This is a genomic window from Vibrio wakamikoensis (assembly GCF_050337275.1).
GTDB classification, from domain to species: domain Bacteria; phylum Pseudomonadota; class Gammaproteobacteria; order Enterobacterales; family Vibrionaceae; genus Vibrio; species Vibrio chaetopteri.
In genome coordinates this window covers 55205-71902 of record NZ_JAKJST010000030.1, presented here as the reverse complement: position 1 = coordinate 71902, position 16698 = coordinate 55205, and the positions used below count along the sequence as shown (strand labels likewise).

Below are 16698 nucleotides of genomic sequence, written 5' to 3'. Positions count from 1 at the left end.
ACACTAACAACATTTACAAAGGAATTTGTCATGTCTATTCGTTCGAAAAAAAGCCTTTTGGCTTCGTCGTTAATGACTTTATTTCTGGTTGGCTGTAACTCTAGCTCTGACGACACATCAGGTGGCGACCCACTTGGCTCTGGTAATAGCGTACAACTCGAACTCACCACACTCACCAGTTGCTCAGTGGATGAAGCAGTCGCTCCAACTGAGGCCGACTACAGAGCAGCCGTCGCTGCATGTTCACCGAGTGCAACCCAAAGCACATTTAGCGACGACAGCACCTACTTCCGAGTTAATAGCAAATCGCAAGTTCGCTCTTTTGAAGCTCAAAGTGATGGGACATTTGTGTACCATTATATTGGCGCGGGTGGTGACTCAGGCACGGCCACTACTGTCGACGGAGCAACGCGTTTTGACTGGGGTGATAGTGATGATTACTTCCTAATTACAGTACTCGAAGAAGATGCAAAAACCGTATCAGCGCTCATTTACGATTACTACTACAACGATGATACCGGACAATACGAGACCGAGTATTACAGCTCTTTGTTTGGCAAGGACTTTACACCTACGCAATGTACACAACGAGATAACCCTGAGTTTGAAACTAATCTAACGCAAGAGTATGCCGTCACCAAAACGGAACTGGAAACGCTGCTGGAAACTGAGTGCCGTGTGACGCTAGGCGGACGATACGCGAAATTCGATGAAGCTCGTCTCATCAAAGCAAATGATGTATACAGCGGTGACGGCGATGGCGACTACGAGCGCTTTGTATTCACAGACACTGATAGTGCCAGCAGACTGGGTTGGTACGATTTTGAAATTCGTGACAAAGACGACGTTGTAGATATTGCCGGTGAGTGGATGGTCGATGATGACGGTGTGTTACTGCTCGCGCTTGAGGAAGAAGGGACAGAATATATCCACCAACTCCACATCACAGCAACCGATGGCTTTACAACAATGGTTAAGGTCTTTTCACAATCAGACGCCCACATCAACCAAGGCTTTGCCGAAGACGTGGGCTCACTTAGTTCATTAGTCTTCTACTCACAAGAACCAGACTTTTAGACTTAAACGGTATTGAATAAGAGTGGTGAGCTTAACGCTTGCCGCTCTTTTTTTGTTTGAGCGTAAAGTAACATCTCGGGAAAACCGACAGATACACGAAATCCACAGCAGCAAGCACTATGTTAATTTAAAGTCTAAGAATAAATATACGGAAAGTATAAGAGAAGGGAAAGAATGGCACGCCCTGTAGGATTCGAACCTACGACCACATCCTTAGAAGGGACGTGCTCTATCCAGCTGAGCTAAGGGCGCGCTATAGGGAAAGGATTATACGAGTTAGGAGAGGTAAATCAATGGCTTTATTACTTTGAGCGGTTTAAACGCCCAAAAAAAAGTCAACATATCAGCAAAAGACGAAAAACACACCGATGCAAACGTTTGCGTTGTAGCTTTTGAAATAGTTTTCTGGGACAATGCACACAAAAATAACAGTCAATTAACTTTCTCAAGGAAAATTATGTCTGCTCAAAACATTGATGGGAAACTCATTTCTCAAACTGTACGCTCAGAAGTGGCCGCTCGTGTTAAAGCGAGAACGGACGCAGGACTTCGAGCGCCGGGGTTAGCAGTTGTTTTAGTGGGTGAAGACCCAGCCTCGCAGGTTTATGTGGGTAGCAAACGCCGCGCGTGTGAAGAAGTAGGCTTTGTTTCTAAGTCTTACGACTTACCAGCTAGCGCAACCGAAGAAGAGCTATTGAGCCTAGTTGACGAGCTAAACAATGACCCAGAAGTTGATGGTATCTTGGTACAACTGCCGCTTCCTGCGGGTATCGATACGACTCACGTTCTTGAGCGCATCATCCCAGAAAAAGATGTCGATGGCTTCCACCCGTACAACGTAGGCCGTCTAGCACAGCGCATTCCTAAGCTACGCTCGTGCACGCCAAAAGGCATTATCACTCTCCTTGACCGATACAACATTCAACTTCGTGGTAAGCACGCGGTGATTGTGGGTGCATCTAATATTGTTGGTCGTCCAATGACGCTAGAACTGCTGCTAGCTGGTTGTACAACAACAACCTGTCACCGATTCACTAAAGACTTAGAGAGTCATGTGCGTCAAGCGGACGTGGTGGTAGTCGCGGTTGGTAAACCAAATTTTGTTCCTGGCCACTGGATCAAAAAAGGCGCTGTGGTGGTCGATGTGGGTATCAACCGTCTAGAAAATGGCACCTTGGTTGGTGATGTCGAATACGACGTAGCTAAAGACAACGCCAGTTTCATCACTCCGGTTCCTGGTGGTGTTGGCCCTATGACAGTAGCAAGCCTGATTGAGAACACCATGATTGCCTGTGAGCAGTTCCACACGGCTAAAAAGTAATCCATCAAGTAAGGGAGCTTGCTCCCTTACTATTACCACCAGCTTGTTGCACGACATTTCCCTCTAAAAATCAATCATATAACGTTAACTCCCTCTCATTTTTCCCTACACTTTGCTCTTGTATTAGTAACTTTGCCTCTTTGTCACAGTATTCGTACCTCACGTTAGGTACAAACAGAGTCAGAGATATTCGTCGACTAACGAGGGGACAACGCTATGTATAAGAAAAATGCCGTAATTACAGCGGAAAGTGGCCTACACACCAGACCTGCAGCACAGTTTGTTAAACAAGCGAAGCAGTACGCTGAAGATGTCGAAATAGTATCAAAAGGGAAAACCGCCACTGCCAAAAACTTATTTAAACTGCAAACACTGCAGTTAGTTAAAGGCACTGAAGTCACGGTTCAATCTGCCAATAAGCAGGCAGTGGATGAGTTGGCGAGTTTCTTGGAAAAAGTGACTGGCTAAGATAATTAAAGGGCTCAACGTACGCGGCCTGAGTACGTTGAGCCCTTTTCTGTTGATTATGGTGTCGGCGCTAACACTTAAAGAACGCCTTCAACCACAACTACTTCATCGCAATACGATCAGCCAAGTGACTCACCGCTAAAGCAAAATAATACGAACGATTCCACTTCATTAGTACGTTGTAGTTGTTGTATACCAAGTAAACACGACCATTTTCATCATCGGGCATAATGAGCCACGCTTTGATGTCTTCATCCAATTGTGGCAACGGACGACCATCGTATTTGGTAACACCTAACTTGCTCCACTCTTGCAATAGCTTGCCTTTTTCAGACTCACGACCTTGCAGCTCTGGAGAAAAACCTTTTGGCACTTTGACTTGACGACCCCAAGTGTATTTATCATCCCAGCCAGATTGCGCAAGATAGTTCGCAGTCGAAGCAAATACGTCTGCTTCCGAGTCCCAAATGTCCTTCTTACCATCGCCGTTGCCATCGGCAGCAAAGTTCAAGAAAGAACTTGGCATAAACTGACTTTGACCCATCGCCCCAGCCCAAGACCCTTTCATGTCCTCTGGTGCAATATGGCCTTGCTCTAGAATAGTCAAAGCGGCAAGAGCTTCACTGCGAAAGAACGCTTCGCGCCGTCCCTCGTAAGCCATGGTAGACAGTGCATCGATGACGCGATAATTCCCCGTGAAGCGGCCAAAGTTACTTTCCACACCCCAAAGCGCCACAATAAAGCGCGGCTGGACACCATACTCATCGCCAATACGTTTTAGCTCAGCGTAGTGCTTATCATGCAGCTCTTTCGCTTGTTTGACTTTCCAGTCTGGCACCGCTCTTGGAATGTATTCATCCAAGGTGAGCTTTTTTTCGGGCTGGTTGCGGTCGGCTTTTACCGCTCTGGGTTTGTATTCAACCCCAGCAAAGGCTTCTGTTAAAATTTGCTCGGAAATCCCTTTGGCACGTGCTTCTTGCTTGAGGCCTGCGACATACTCCTCGAAGGATTCCTTTTGTTGCGCGGCTGCGCTTGTGGCTAGGCTTGCTCCTAGTATCACTGACAATATCGTTTTCACCGTGCCCTCCCCTGAGCATTCGGATTATTTTTGCTGAGCTTTCTGCTCTTTATATTTATCTAGCAAGTTTTCTGGCGGTGGTGGCAATTGTAAGAAAAAGCCCTCCTCGTTAATTGAGGCTTTCACTTTCTCCACGTCCACCACGGCCAACGTGCGACCCGCTAGGTTCACGACCATCACAAACTGTGGTCGACCAAACATCTCCATGAGCGCATCTGGTACTGGAGTAAAGTCGTCTTTCTTAGCAATGTACAGGTATGCCCCGTCTTTTTTAGTGCTTTTATAGATTGAACAAAGCATGGTTGTATCTCTTGTGGTTGCCTATCTTCTCAAGTCGAAGAAATAATTGAGTTAGTTTATGGAAAATTGAGAGTTAATTATCCATTTAGGAGCAAGATAGCTTGCTGTATCTAGTGTTGAAATATAACATGAATATTCCCAAGTGACCTCTAGATACGGTTACATTGGCAAACCTAATCAAAAGCAATGTCAATGGCACAAGGATTTGATCATCAATGTCTCAATCCCCAGATCTGAAAGGCAGTAGCTTCACCTTATCGGTGTTGCATCTTTCTGACAACGATGTTTCCAACGCAGTTCAATTTTTACAACAAAAAGTCTCTCAAGCCCCCACCTTTTTCGCCTCAGCACCTGTGGTGATCAATGTGAGCAAAGTCGAGGGTGACCTTAGTTTCATCGACCTCAAACTGGGTATCGAAGAGATAGGTATGATTGCTGTGGGCATCACAGGCTGTCAGGACAAACGCATTCAAAACCTTGCTTCAGAGGCAGGTTTTGCAGTGATGACAGCGAGTAAAGCGCCCTCTCAAGCGCCTGCTAAAATGGAACCGACCAAAATCGTTCGTACCCCAGTGCGCTCCGGTCAACAGATCTATGCCAAAAACAGTGACCTTGTCATATTAAGCCATGTGAGTGCGGGCGCCGAAGTCATTGCTGACGGCACCATTCACATCCATGGCACACTTAGAGGCAGAGCAATCGCCGGGGCGAGTGGCTCACGCGATGCAAAAATTCTCTGCAACGACCTACAAGCTGAGCTCGTCTCCATAGCAGGGAACTACTGGCTCAGCGATCAGATTGAACGTGAATATTGGGGTAAAAAGGTGCTGTTCGGTATGACCGACGACCAACTCGATTTCGAGATCCTAACGATTTAGAATTTTAAGGAAAACAATAAATGGCACGCATTATTGTGGTAACGTCGGGTAAAGGCGGCGTAGGTAAGACAACTTCGAGCGCGGCTATCGCATCGGGTCTTGCGCTCAAAGGTAAAAAAACCGCTGTGATCGACTTCGACATCGGTTTACGTAACCTCGACCTAATCATGGGTTGTGAGCGTCGTGTGGTGTATGACTTTGTTAACGTCATCAATGGCGAAGCAACGCTAAACCAAGCACTGATTAAAGATAAGCGCACTGACAACCTCTTCATTCTGCCTGCCTCACAAACTCGTGACAAAGACGCTCTGACCAAAGAAGGCGTGCGCCGCGTGCTAGACGACCTAGATGAAATGGGTTTCGACTTCGTGATTTGTGATTCACCTGCGGGTATTGAACAAGGCGCTCTAATGGCGCTGTACTTCGCTGATGAAGCGATTGTAACTACTAACCCAGAAGTATCTTCGGTTCGCGATTCAGACCGCATTCTTGGTATTCTTGATTCTAAGTCGCGCCGCGCAGAAAAAGGCAAAGAGCCGGTTAAGCAACATCTGCTACTGACTCGCTACAACCCTGCTCGGGTAACACAAGGCGAAATGCTGTCGGTTGAAGATGTGGAAGAGATCCTTCATATTTCACTGCTTGGCGTGATTCCAGAGAGCCAAGCAGTACTGAATGCCTCAAACAAAGGCGTGCCAGTCATATTTGATGATGAGTCTGATGCCGGTATGGCGTACTCAGACACCGTTGACCGTCTACTAGGTGAGCAAGTCGACTTCCGCTTCTTAACAGAGCAGAAGAAAGGTATCTTCAAACGTCTATTCGGGGGGTAAGCTATGTCTTTACTTGAGTTTTTCCGCCCACAGAAGAAGACCTCAGCAAACCTAGCGAAAGAACGTTTGCAAATCATTGTTGCAGAGAGACGCAGTGAAGGCTCACCTTCTCCGTCTTACTTGCCACAACTAAAAGAAGACATCCTTAAAGTGATCGCTAAGTACGTCGACGTTGATCCGTCTATGGTGGATCTGTCGTTCGAACACAAAGACGATGACATTTCGGTTCTAGAGCTCAACGTGCAGCTTCCAGAAGACGAAAAATAAACATTAAAAAGGCTCGCAGTTGCGAGCCTTTTGTTATCACTAGCGCTTTAAACTTGTGTCCGTGGTGATTAAACGTCCATCACCTGGTCAAGCTGACGACCAAACAACTCCAATCGCCAACCTTGCATCACATCCGGCAGCTTGGCAGGATCGCGCTGATGCTTCCACACCCAAGATAAATACTGATTTAGCTGCTTTTTAGACGCTAAAAACTCAGTCGCTAAACCGCTGTGCTGGGCGGCCTTTTTCACTTCATCTTTCAGTGTTTTAAAGACTTGTTTGTAGCCAGGGAAGTCCATGAGACGTTCGATTTTCTCTGGGAAATCTTCTTCAGGTGTTTGCTGTGCATGTTTAACGATGGCTGCGATACGCTCACCGTGACGGCGGATCGCTCTTGGGTCGATACCCTCTTGTTCCATCTGCTTTGGCTTTTTTAAGCCATGACGGGCAACCGTCCACAGCTCTTGCTCTTTGATGATAAAGTTCAAGGCCAAGTCACGCTTTATCGCTTCATTCAAGCGCCAAGTCGCCAGCGGCTTTAGTACAGCAAGCTGCTTACGCTTAAGCTGCCATGCCCCTTTAATATCTAGGTAGGCATTCTCAGGGTTAGGCGTTCTGCCGCGCTTTTGCATCAACAGTTCAGATTCTTGCTGCGCCGCTTCCCACCATTGCTTAGCTTCCACTTTTGCAAACAACTTAAAGTAGAGTGGCCATAGATAGTAAACATCGGCCGCCGCATAGTCGAGCTGCTTATCGGTGAGTGGACGCGCAACCCAGTCAGCACGAGACTCACTCTTATCAAGCTCTACATCAAGGTACTCTTGTACTAAGGCAGCGAAGCCTGTCGACAGACCATACCCCAAGAATGCGGCCATGATCTGCGTATCCACCATAGGGTAAGGCATGCAGTTGAAACTGTTAGCAAACACTTCAAGGTCTTCACCACACGCGTGCAGCACCTTCAATACTGAAGTGTCTTTAAGAAGCTCAATGAACGGAGTGAAGTCACTGATTGTGAGTGGGTCGATAAGAGACAGCTGGTCACCATCATAAAGCTGAATCAAACCCAGCTTTGGGTAATAAGTACGAATGCGCACGAACTCGGTGTCCAACATCACGACATCGGATTCACGAGCCTTGCTGCATACCGACTCTAGCTCGGCAAACTCTGTTACTATTTGGTATTCCACTCAATCTCTCTTCATAAAAAATGCCAGCTTTGCGGGCTGGCATTTTAGCACTGATTGTAATCAAACGTTAACTTAAACTGTCTTCTCTGAGGTCTTGAGCAGTTTTGCGTCGTTTTCTTCGCGTAATACGCGGCGTAGAATCTTACCGACATTAGTCTTGGGTAGATCCTCTCTAAATTCAACACGTTTCGGGATCTTATAACCCGTTAGATGCTGACGACAGTGTTCGATGATCTCTTCTTTGGTTAAAGAGTTATCCTTCTTGACCACGAAGATCTTAACGAGCTCTCCAGAGGCCTCGTTAGCTTCACCGATAGCCGCCACTTCAAGTACCTTGTCGTTAAGCGCCACGACATCTTCGATTTCATTTGGATAGACGTTAAAGCCTGAAACCAAAATCATGTCTTTCTTACGGTCAACAATGTGCAAGAAGCCATCGTTATCAAACTCAACGATATCGCCTGTCGACAACCAACCCTCTTGATTGATCACTTCTTTTGTCGCTTCAGCACGCTGCCAGTAGCCTTGCATGACTTGCGGGCCACGAACTTGCAGCTCACCTTTATCGTCACCCTCCACTGGGTTGCCGTCTTCATCGACAATGCGCACTTCTGTTGATGGTACCGGTAGGCCAATAGAGCCATTGTATTCCGTTAAATCGTGCGGGTATGCTGCAACCAATGGTGAACACTCGGTGAGACCATAACCTTCCAGTAGGAAGCAGCCTGTGGTCTTTTTCCACTGCTCTGCAACCGCTCGCTGGACTGCCATACCACCACCCACTGATAAACGAAGACCACGGAAATCCAGCTCATGGAAATCTTCATTATTAATCAACGCATTAAACAGGGTGTTTACACCCGTAATCGCAGTAAATGGGTATTTTTGCAGCTCCTTGATGAAGCCTGGAATATCACGCGGGTTGGTGATAAGCAGGTTTTGTCCGCCCATCTCGACAAACAGTAAGCAGTTCACCGTCAGTGCGAACACGTGGTATAGCGGCAGTGCTGTGACTACTAGCTCACGCCCCTCATTCAACACTGGCGCGTACATGCCTTTCGCCTGCATCACGTTAGCAATCATGTTTCGGTGTGTCAGAATCGCCCCTTTTGCAACACCTGTGGTACCACCTGTGTATTGCAAGAAGGCAATATCGTCACCCGTCATAAACGGCTTCACGTATTGCAAACGACGACCTTTACTAAGCGCTTTCTTAAATGAAATCGCTCCTGGCAAATCATACTTAGGTACCATGCCTTTTACGTACTTAACCACGAAATCAACAATCGTACCCTTCGCGGTCGGCAGCATCTGACCAAGGCTTGTCAGTACTACGTGCTTGATCGGCGTTTTATCAACGACTTGCTCAAGCGTATTGGCAAAGTTTGAAACAATAACGATGGCTTTCGCATCGGCATCATTCAATTGGTGCTCAAGCTCACGCGGCGTGTAAAGAGGGTTCACATTCACGGCGATAAGGCCAGCACGTAACACACCAAATAGCGCGATTGGGTATTGCAGCAGGTTTGGCATCATGATCGCAACGCGATCGCCTTTTTGCAGTTTTAGCTCATTTTGCAGATACGCTGCAAACGCTCGGCTACGCTCTTCCAGTTTGCGGAATGTCATTACCGAACCCATATTCACGAACGCAGGTTGGTCTGCATATTTGTGAATCGATTGTTCGAACATTTCGACTAGAGAGAGGTACTGATCAGGATTGATTTGCTCAGGCACATCGCTTGGGTATCGAGAAAGCCAAGGTTTATCCACAATTCTACTCCTTGCGTGTAAGGTCACTCTTTCGTTTCATAGGCAGAACTTAGTGTTGTTTTAAAATATTGTTAACACTTTATGGGACTATGAATGTTTTATTATTCCTGCTATTACAACACAGCAGACCAGTTAGCGCACGAAAGACTCAAACACTTGTTTAATTTTTGTTAACTCGTCCAAGTATTAGTTCAAATACCTGCTCAGGTGATTCCAAATGGCAATGGTGATCACCCTCTACCATCTCAATCTGCGCGTTACGAAGCGGCTGCAAACACTCAGGGCGCTGCAAATAAGCGTAACCTCGCTGGCCAAGTATTATCAGGTGCGGCACGGTGACTGCTTCCATAATCGCCATGGCTTGCGGCTCGCTCATCCGATAGACTGACTCGCATTTGAGCTTACTATCATGTCGCCAGACCCACTTATCTCCCGACTGACGAAGATCTCGTTCGACAATCGGCAGTACCGCTTCGGTTGGGAGTTTGGTCGCGCGTTTACGCATCGCAATCGCATCTTGTTTTGAAGGGATGGATTTGGCTGTTTTATTTCGCCAGCGCTCTCGGCTTTCTATGCCTTTTCTCAAACGCTCAGGACTCAGCTGCGGCGATTCCGAAAGTGGGATATGCGCTTCGATTTGAACTAAACAGGACACTTTTTCTGGAAAGGCTGCACTATAGCAACTCGCAATCAATGCACCAAGTGAATGACCAACTAGGCAGACATCAACCGCGTGAAGTTTAACCAAAATGCGGTGAAGATCGTCAATGTAATCGTGAAAGTTGTAAAAGTGATGCGCGCTTTTATGGCTCGAGTGACCATGACCGGGTAAATCAATCGCGATGACTCGCCAATCAGGGGCATACTGCTCAATAAGCGGAAAGAGTGCGTGAAAACTAGCGGCATTATCCATCCAACCATGAATAAAAACGACCGTCTTGGCGGCCGTTTTTATTGTTGAGCGTTCAAGGTAGGCAACCGTTCTGTCATCTATCTTGAGCGACTGTTCTTTGAAACTAGAGTCCAATCCTACTTCACCTCTTTGATGACTCTGCCGGTACTTGGTCCGCCATGATAATAGAAGCCGTCACAATAGTAGCCCCAACAAGAGTTATAGCCGCCAAAATCTCGGTTGATGATTAGGCGCTCTTCAACACGCCACAAGTAATTACCATACGCTTTGATAACAGGGAAATCACCTTCGTACTCGCCAATTTTACCGCGCTCAAGCCCCTCTTTATGACCACCGACTGTGATTAGACGTCCTTGAGCATAAGTAATCGGATCGACGAAGCCGTCGACATAGGCAATAAAGCGGCCATTAGGCTCTTCACTGATGTCAGGTTTTCCGTACTTATCGATTGGAAGGTTGACCACCTCGATGCGCGTTCTATCAGCGAGGTTTTTTACCGTATCAATAACACCGCCTAAGCGGACTTCGGTGTTGTCTTTGGTATCCATGACACCTTGATAAGTCGCGACGACGCTCTCATTGTTGGTCGCTAACGTGTCAGGAAGACTGCCACACGCACTCAAAACGGCACTTAGTGCCATAATACTGCTGAGTTTCAGAAGTGTTTTCATAACTGGGTGTACCCTAATTGAAGCAAGTTGGCTCTAAGGCAATTTCGTCTTAAAGCAATTTCGCCTTAAAGCAAATAACTCTTATTATCATATATAGATATCGACACCAAGCAACTGTTGGAGTTCCTCGCGCTTGGCTCGATTCATGACATTCATATACTCTTCCAGTGCCTTCTTCGATCGGCCTTCCGGAAGATCATACTGAACCTGAGCCTTGTCCATGTCAGCGTCGGATAAGTGTTTGACCGAGTGCGCCACCGCTTGAGCGACTTTGGTGACCTGGGTAGATTGGTTTGTTGATTGCGAAGATTGAGACGTGGAGGCTTTCGACACTGCCTTTTTTGCATTGGCTTTTTGTGTCTTACGCGAGTTGGGTATGGAAGGTAAGCCGTTTATCGAAACCATAGTCTAGTCGGGCTAGCGATCTACTAGCTAGCCCTCTCCTTGATTACTCTCTGCCCGGCAGCTTTTTCCAAGCTACGGTATCGCGCAGATACACTGGGCTGGCTTCTTCTGCTGGAACAGTATTGCCCTTTGCCAGTTCAAACTGAGCAAGATAAGCAATATCTTGCGCTTCTGGGAACTGAACCTGTAATGCTTCAGTGTCGATAGCTAAGGTTGATAGCGTTTCTGCGTATGCTTCCCAACCCGTGCCTGCAGTTAGCCAAGTGTGCTCATCTTTCTCTAGGTTCTCAGCTAGCACGCTCGGCGGAACGACTTGCTCTTGATCCACGTCCTGCCAATCACCAGACTCAAGACGCTCAAAGCGTCCCCAATACACCTCGTTCATGCGAGCATCAATCGCACTTGCGACCGTTGTTGCGCCGCCAACACGATAAGCGCCTTGCGCCATCGCTTTTAGCGTCGAAATGCCAATCATTGGCAAATCAGCACCAAAGCCTAAACCTTGCGCGATGCCAATACAGATACGCACACCAGTGAAACTACCTGGGCCGCGAGCAAAGGCCAACGCATCCAGTTCAGCCAGTGTCAGACCGGCTTCTTTCAACAGCTCATCCACCATTGGCAGTACTTTTTTAGTGTGGTCACGTGGAGCAAGTTCACTGCGTGCGTAAGTGGTGTCACCCACAAGTAAAGCCACTGAGCAATTTTCGGTTGCGGTATCGATCGCGAGTATTTTGTAAGTCATTTATTTCTCAATTTGTTCTTCTGTCGCTTCAGGCGCCATATCCTGAGCTAAAAACTGTTTTATTACACCAAGATCACGAGTGCGTGGGATCGGCGGCAAACTGGATAAAAAGGTCGCACCATACTCGCGCGTCACCAATCGGTTATCGCAGATAATGAGTGCCCCTCGGTCTTTCTGGTCGCGAATCAAGCGCCCCACGCCCTGTTTCAGGGTAATCACCGCATCGGGTATTTGTACCTGCTGGAACGGGTCGCCACCTTGCAGTTTACAATCTTCGATCCGAGCTTTAAGCAAGGGATCATCGGGTGCGGTAAACGGTAATTTGTCGATGATAACACAGCTCAAGGTGTCACCTCTAACATCTATTCCTTCCCAAAAAGCCCCTGTCGCTACCAGCAGTGCGTTACCAAGCTCCATAAACTCTGCCAGCGTTTTTTGCTTGCTGGTTTCACCCTGAAGCAAGACAGGCAGTGACAAGGTTTCACGAAACTTCTCCCCCAGCTCACGCATCATGCTGTGTGAGGTACACAAAAAGAAGCATCGTCCTTGGTTTTGCTCAATCACGGGCGCCAACATACTCACCAACTTATTAGCGAGTCCCGGACTGTTTGGCTCCGGTAAATAACGCGGCACACAGAGCCTTGCTTGCTCTGGATAATCAAACGGACTCGGCAGAGAAAACTGCTGCTTAGGTACTAAGCCGAGACGCGACGTGAAATGCCCAAAATCATCAGAAACTGCGAGGGTTGCCGAGGTGAATATCCACGCGCCACCTTTCATTTCGACCTGCTCATGGAACTTATCCGCGACGGTCAGCGGCGTGATATGTAGGCTGAAATGTCGCGGAGAGGTGTCATACCAATAGGAATAACCGGTAATCGTCACATCACAAACACGCTCTAAGCGCCCTTTGATTAAGTTGGCACGTTCGAACGCGGTATCCAGGAGCTGACTGCGGCCTAAGGCCAGCTTTAGCACCTCAATGACAAATTCCAGTGCGTCCATCAAGCGTTCCATTTCTCGCTTGATGTTCGGCGATGCAATGGCGTCACGCCAGTTGCCTCGAAATCCAGTGTCACCTAGGATGATTCGCATCTCCATCGCCGCTTGCGATAGGCGTTCTCCCGCTTTTTGTAGCTGACGCATGTCACGCGCTTCGGTGCGATAACCTATCTCGATGTCTTTGCACAAATCCTGAATTTGGCGACTCGATATGGACTGACCGAAATATTGGCTGGCGATGTCTGGGATCTGATGTGCTTCGTCAAAGATAAATACGTCGGCTTCAGGGATAAGCTCGCCAAATCCGGTCTCTTTGATGGCTAAATCTGCCATAAAAAGATGGTGGTTCACCACCACAACATCAGAATCAAGCGCGCGCCGCCTTGCTTTGAGCACAAAGCAATCTTCATAGCTTGGACACTCTTTACCTAGGCAATTGTCATTGGTTGATGTGATCGTTGGAATAATCGGGCTGTCTTCAGCAATAGCGTCACACTCACCCAGGTCTCCAGACTTGGTTTCCGATGACCAGGAACGCACTTTCACCAGTTGTGATAGCAAATCGGTCTGAGTTTCAGTGGTATGACTCTCCACCATTTGGCGGCTCAGTCTATCAAGGCACAAATAGTTAGAGCGACCTTTCAGCAGTGATACTTGTCCATGAAAACCCAGCGCTTCGACCATCAAGGGTAAATCACGGTGAAACAACTGCTCTTGAAGGTTCTTCGAGCCAGTACTAATGATGGTTTTCTTGCCACTGAGCAGCGCTGGAACCAAATAGGCAAATGTCTTACCCGTCCCCGTTCCTGCTTCAACCACCAACTGGGTTTGATGTTCAATCGCCTGTTCGACGGCGTTCGCCATATCGAGCTGAGATTGACGAGGCTGAAAACCCGGAATAACCGAGCCAAGCGCGCCATCGGAGGCGAAAGCTTTGTTGATTGTACGTGAACCCATTTGGCACCGCTGATTGCAAACAATTGGCCTAGTATACCCAAACCCTCTGCAGTTCAAAAACTGAAATCAGCCCGCTCAAACTGGTTCTGAAAAGCAAAATGTCTTCTTGCACCCGATAACAATCCTGTTTAGGTCACTTCTTTTGTTGAAACCTTACTCAGAATAGATTAATAATGTCGGTTAGATTGCGTACAACCTTCATAGATCGCACCCAAATTAAATCCTTATATGAGCCCTACACAACTCAATGTTTGTGTCCGCAACAAGCGTTTGAATCGCTAATGAGTCGCTCGTATCGAGGTAACAACAATATTTTCACGGAAGCAGTAAATCATGGAAAAGAAAACCCTTCTCACGCATTGCAGTGATGCACCTGGCCTGATCTCAAAGATCACCAACATCTGTTACAAGCACCAGCTCAATATTATTCACAACAATGAGTTTGTGGATAATACCAGTGGCCATTTCTTTATGCGCACTGAGCTTGAGGGCTACTTCAACGATGAGACCTTCCTTGCTGACCTAGACCACGCGCTTCCAGAAGGCACCAAGCGCAAGCTTGTTGATTCATCTCGTAAACGCGTCGTTATTCTCGTCACCAAAGAAGCACATTGCCTTGGTGATATCTTAATGAAGAACTTTGATGGCAGCTTAGATGTCGACATTGCCGCTGTCATTGGTAACTATGACATTCTTCAAGGCTTAACAGAGAAGTTTGATATCCCATACCACTGCGTCTCTCACGAAGGTCTTAGCCGCGAAGAGCATGAAGCGAAAATGCTCGAAGCCATCGATCAATACGATGCTGACTATCTAGTGCTTGCCAAATACATGCGTGTACTTACTCCGACCTTTGTTGAAAAGTATCACCATAAGATCATCAATATTCACCACAGTTTCTTGCCAGCCTTTATCGGCGCGAAACCTTATCAGCAAGCCTATGACCGCGGCGTTAAAATCATTGGTGCAACGGCACACTTTGTGACAAACGATCTAGACGAAGGACCAATCATCAAGCAGGACGTGATCCCAGTAGATCACAACTTTAGTGCAGCCGATATGGCGCAAGCAGGTCGTGACGTTGAGAAAAACGTATTGTCGAAAGCGCTAAACAAAGTGATTAACGATCACGTGTTCGTCTACGGCAACAAGACGGTTATCTTATAACGAGTTACCTTGTCATGATTCAAAAAAGCCGCCCTCAATAAAATGAGAGCGGCTTTTTTTTGTCCACTGCTAGTAAGAGTCGCCTTTGGAATAGTCCACCTGATAGCCTAAGTCGTCCAGCATCCCCAAAGTCACAGGCCCAATTAGGGTGCCGTTGGCCATGAGTTCTTGACTCATGTTCGGCACAGGCTGCCCATTCTTATCGTAACGTTTTTCGTCCTCACTGCCTTTAGAATCATAGAGATGTCCTCCATCATCGCTGATAGGAAGTTCACGGAAACTGGCTTTATACTGCTCATTGAAACGTTTGACGGCTTGACTATCACGCACCATAAACAGGTTTCCAAGCTGGCTGTCTCGGCGCGTGTAGTCCATGGAATAGGCACCAATGCCAAATACATGTCCCATTTCGTGCAGAATATTGGCGTTGAACTCAACAGGATCAAACCCCGGCTGATACGTATGGCTACCAATAAACACCGAACCTTCGGTGGGAATTAACCGCCAATTGACGTCAATCTCCGCCTCGGGCCCGGCCATCCCATTGGCGTTATCCATTGGGACTACATGAAAATTAATGTCTAGAGTGTGCTGCTCGAGATCATCCACAGCAACGATCACCTCTAGCCAGCGATTCGCTGCAGACAGGTAAGGGGCAATGCGTTCATCCGTCCACTTACTCTTTTTGCCATTATGGCGTATTAGCTGATTACAGAAATTAAGATTGAGTTCTAGATGATCATTGGAAACCGTTCGAGCGGCGCTGCGCTCACAGGGGGCATTATCAAAATCAAACGCCTCAGCATGGCTATTGCTAGTTAAGCTAAGTAGCAATAGCCATGCTGAACCTAATAAAAATGAACGAATAAGTTTCCTTTGCAGCACGCGTCGCTTCCTTCACCACTGAATACTCTATTCAGTGTAGCTTGCTAATGCGTGCTCATCGGTATCAGGCCGTCACAGATGTGTTTAAACTTCAACCAATCATGTCATGATTTATCAGCGTAGTGTAAGGCTCAGAAAAGTCATTACTCTTGCTCAGAAGCCACGATGTTTTTCAAGCTGTGTGGATGTAGCTTGATACATATACCATTGAATTTAAGTGCAACTGTTGGGTTAGCCAATCGCTCCCCTTCGCCTTTCGGGCTCGATAATTTCACTTTCACACCTTGCGCTTTTGCCTTCTCTAGCTGGCTTCCAAATTCAGGAAACTTCGCATACAAGTCTTGCAAAAATGCGTCTGCTGTCTGCGCCTCAGATGGCACCACAAACTCAACATGCTCCCAATCTTCAACTGGATGTGTTTTGCCAATGGCAGGGTACGGCAACTCCAAACACTCGATCGACCAGCCATGACTTGTAATAGGGTTGTCGAATTCCAATACAATAATCGGGCGGCCATTAATTTGCGCCTCAGAGATCACTTTGCCGTAGTCGAGCCATGCGTGATGCGCAGCTTTTGCCAACTCACCATCGTTGATACGTAGCGCAATGTGATCGGCTTGATAAGCAGATAAATCGATAGCTAATAGGCTGCATAAAGCCTGAATATTATCTAGAAAATCATCGATTTTATTCAACATCACAGAAGGCACTAGACCTTTTTCTATCAGGGTTTGTTGCATTTTTTTGTGCTCACTTTGGTCATCAAAC

The 16698-nt window shown here is 47.2% G+C and carries 18 protein-coding genes and 1 tRNA gene; 7 read left to right on the top strand and 12 right to left on the bottom strand.

The window, feature by feature from the left end; all coding sequences use genetic code 11:
• The first annotated feature begins 30 nt into the window (after positions 1-30).
• Positions 31-1077 carry a hypothetical protein gene (locus L4C42_RS18055; RefSeq protein ID WP_429761545.1) on the top strand — a complete coding sequence of 349 codons (1047 nt, stop codon included), beginning with the start codon at positions 31-33 and terminating at the stop codon, positions 1075-1077.
• Positions 1078-1252: 175 nt separating this feature from the next.
• Here L4C42_RS18055 and L4C42_RS18050 read toward each other — a convergent pair.
• Positions 1253-1329 (bottom strand) — tRNA-Arg (locus L4C42_RS18050).
• 205 nt (positions 1330-1534) lie between these two features.
• On the opposite strand from L4C42_RS18050, the gene folD reads away from it, so the two are divergent.
• Positions 1535-2398, top strand: a complete 864-nt coding sequence (gene folD / locus L4C42_RS18045) for a bifunctional methylenetetrahydrofolate dehydrogenase/methenyltetrahydrofolate cyclohydrolase FolD (protein ID WP_042501001.1) — start codon at positions 1535-1537, stop codon at positions 2396-2398.
• Between the two features lie 216 nt (positions 2399-2614).
• Complete coding sequence (locus L4C42_RS18040; RefSeq protein WP_112461249.1) at positions 2615-2866, top strand: HPr family phosphocarrier protein; 252 nt, start codon at positions 2615-2617, stop codon at positions 2864-2866.
• A gap of 100 nt (positions 2867-2966) precedes the next feature.
• Here L4C42_RS18040 and L4C42_RS18035 read toward each other — a convergent pair whose 3' ends face one another.
• Both L4C42_RS18035 and L4C42_RS18030 read right to left on the bottom strand, forming a co-directional pair.
• Positions 2967-3944: a lytic murein transglycosylase gene (locus tag L4C42_RS18035; RefSeq protein WP_353498050.1), complete on the bottom strand. Its 978-nt coding sequence runs from the start codon at positions 3942-3944 to the stop codon at positions 2967-2969.
• 24 nt (positions 3945-3968) lie between these two features.
• The gene (locus L4C42_RS18030) at positions 3969-4244 is read right to left on the bottom strand and encodes a YcgL domain-containing protein (protein ID WP_353498049.1); all 276 of its coding nucleotides are present in this window, start codon (positions 4242-4244) and stop codon (positions 3969-3971) included.
• Positions 4245-4459: 215 nt separating this feature from the next.
• Between L4C42_RS18030 and minC the strand changes: the two genes are divergently transcribed.
• The 3 genes from minC to minE are packed head-to-tail and all read left to right on the top strand — an operon-like array spanning position 4460 to position 6222.
• Positions 4460-5122 (top strand): septum site-determining protein MinC, encoded by a 663-nt coding sequence (gene minC / locus L4C42_RS18025; RefSeq protein WP_353498048.1) that lies wholly within the window; start codon positions 4460-4462, stop codon positions 5120-5122.
• Between the two features lie 20 nt (positions 5123-5142).
• A complete protein-coding gene (gene minD / locus L4C42_RS18020; RefSeq protein WP_353498047.1) occupies positions 5143-5955 on the top strand; it encodes a septum site-determining protein MinD in 813 nt (270 codons plus the stop codon).
• Positions 5956-5958: 3 nt separating this feature from the next.
• On the top strand, positions 5959-6222 hold the full coding sequence (gene minE, locus L4C42_RS18015; RefSeq protein ID WP_042476441.1) for a cell division topological specificity factor MinE: 264 nt from the start codon (positions 5959-5961) through the stop codon (positions 6220-6222).
• Between the two features lie 68 nt (positions 6223-6290).
• Here the strand turns inward: minE and rnd are convergent, their stop codons facing one another.
• The 7 genes from rnd to yoaA all read right to left on the bottom strand — a co-directional run bounded on the left by rnd (position 6291) and on the right by yoaA (position 13878).
• Entirely contained in the window at positions 6291-7412 is a 1122-nt protein-coding gene (rnd, locus tag L4C42_RS18010; RefSeq protein WP_353498045.1) for a ribonuclease D, read from the bottom strand.
• Between the two features lie 72 nt (positions 7413-7484).
• Positions 7485-9185, bottom strand: a complete 1701-nt coding sequence (gene fadD / locus L4C42_RS18005) for a long-chain-fatty-acid--CoA ligase FadD (RefSeq protein ID WP_429761541.1) — start codon at positions 9183-9185, stop codon at positions 7485-7487.
• A 160-nt stretch (positions 9186-9345) separates the two neighbouring features.
• A complete protein-coding gene (locus L4C42_RS18000; protein ID WP_418641685.1) occupies positions 9346-10212 on the bottom strand; it encodes an alpha/beta fold hydrolase in 867 nt (288 codons plus the stop codon).
• Positions 10213-10214: 2 nt separating this feature from the next.
• Positions 10215-10769, bottom strand: a complete 555-nt coding sequence (locus L4C42_RS17995) for a Slp family lipoprotein (RefSeq protein WP_418641686.1) — start codon at positions 10767-10769, stop codon at positions 10215-10217.
• An 87-nt stretch (positions 10770-10856) separates the two neighbouring features.
• The gene (locus L4C42_RS17990; protein WP_353498042.1) at positions 10857-11174 is read right to left on the bottom strand and encodes a chromosome partitioning protein ParA; all 318 of its coding nucleotides are present in this window, start codon (positions 11172-11174) and stop codon (positions 10857-10859) included.
• A gap of 43 nt (positions 11175-11217) precedes the next feature.
• Positions 11218-11919 (bottom strand): tRNA (adenosine(37)-N6)-threonylcarbamoyltransferase complex dimerization subunit type 1 TsaB, encoded by a 702-nt coding sequence (gene tsaB / locus L4C42_RS17985; RefSeq protein WP_429761538.1) that lies wholly within the window; start codon positions 11917-11919, stop codon positions 11218-11220.
• Positions 11920-13878: a DNA repair helicase YoaA gene (gene yoaA, locus L4C42_RS17980; RefSeq protein WP_418641687.1), complete on the bottom strand. Its 1959-nt coding sequence runs from the start codon at positions 13876-13878 to the stop codon at positions 11920-11922. It abuts the gene before it with no gap.
• A gap of 333 nt (positions 13879-14211) precedes the next feature.
• Here yoaA and purU point away from each other — a divergent pair, with 333 nt between their 5' ends.
• Positions 14212-15045, top strand: a complete 834-nt coding sequence (gene purU / locus L4C42_RS17975; protein ID WP_042500926.1) for a formyltetrahydrofolate deformylase — start codon at positions 14212-14214, stop codon at positions 15043-15045.
• Between the two features lie 69 nt (positions 15046-15114).
• On the opposite strand, the gene L4C42_RS17970 is transcribed toward purU, so the two are convergent.
• Positions 15115-15930 carry a hypothetical protein gene (locus L4C42_RS17970; protein WP_353498038.1) on the bottom strand — a complete coding sequence of 272 codons (816 nt, stop codon included), beginning with the start codon at positions 15928-15930 and terminating at the stop codon, positions 15115-15117.
• Positions 15931-16073: 143 nt separating this feature from the next.
• The gene (locus L4C42_RS17965) at positions 16074-16670 is read right to left on the bottom strand and encodes a VOC family protein (protein WP_353498037.1); all 597 of its coding nucleotides are present in this window, start codon (positions 16668-16670) and stop codon (positions 16074-16076) included.
• Positions 16671-16698: the final 28 nt, after the last annotated feature.

Bases quoted from the DNA above. Each gene is read 5' to 3' on its own strand.
- L4C42_RS18055 (WP_429761545.1), top strand. From the start codon at position 31: ATGTCTATTCGTTCGAAAAAAAGCCTTTTGGCTTCGTCGTTAATGACT.
- folD (WP_042501001.1), top strand. From the start codon at position 1,535: ATGTCTGCTCAAAACATTGATGGGAAACTCATTTCTCAAACTGTACGC.
- L4C42_RS18040 (WP_112461249.1), top strand. From the start codon at position 2,615: ATGTATAAGAAAAATGCCGTAATTACAGCGGAAAGTGGCCTACACACC.
- L4C42_RS18030 (WP_353498049.1), bottom strand. From the start codon at position 4,244: ATGCTTTGTTCAATCTATAAAAGCACTAAAAAAGACGGGGCATACCTG.
- minC (WP_353498048.1), top strand. From the start codon at position 4,460: ATGTCTCAATCCCCAGATCTGAAAGGCAGTAGCTTCACCTTATCGGTG.
- minD (WP_353498047.1), top strand. From the start codon at position 5,143: ATGGCACGCATTATTGTGGTAACGTCGGGTAAAGGCGGCGTAGGTAAG.
- minE (WP_042476441.1), top strand. From the start codon at position 5,959: ATGTCTTTACTTGAGTTTTTCCGCCCACAGAAGAAGACCTCAGCAAAC.
- L4C42_RS17995 (WP_418641686.1), bottom strand. From the start codon at position 10,769: ATGAAAACACTTCTGAAACTCAGCAGTATTATGGCACTAAGTGCCGTT.
- L4C42_RS17990 (WP_353498042.1), bottom strand. From the start codon at position 11,174: ATGGTTTCGATAAACGGCTTACCTTCCATACCCAACTCGCGTAAGACA.
- tsaB (WP_429761538.1), bottom strand. From the start codon at position 11,919: ATGACTTACAAAATACTCGCGATCGATACCGCAACCGAAAATTGCTCA.
- yoaA (WP_418641687.1), bottom strand. From the start codon at position 13,878: ATGGGTTCACGTACAATCAACAAAGCTTTCGCCTCCGATGGCGCGCTT.
- purU (WP_042500926.1), top strand. From the start codon at position 14,212: ATGGAAAAGAAAACCCTTCTCACGCATTGCAGTGATGCACCTGGCCTG.
- L4C42_RS17965 (WP_353498037.1), bottom strand. From the start codon at position 16,670: ATGCAACAAACCCTGATAGAAAAAGGTCTAGTGCCTTCTGTGATGTTG.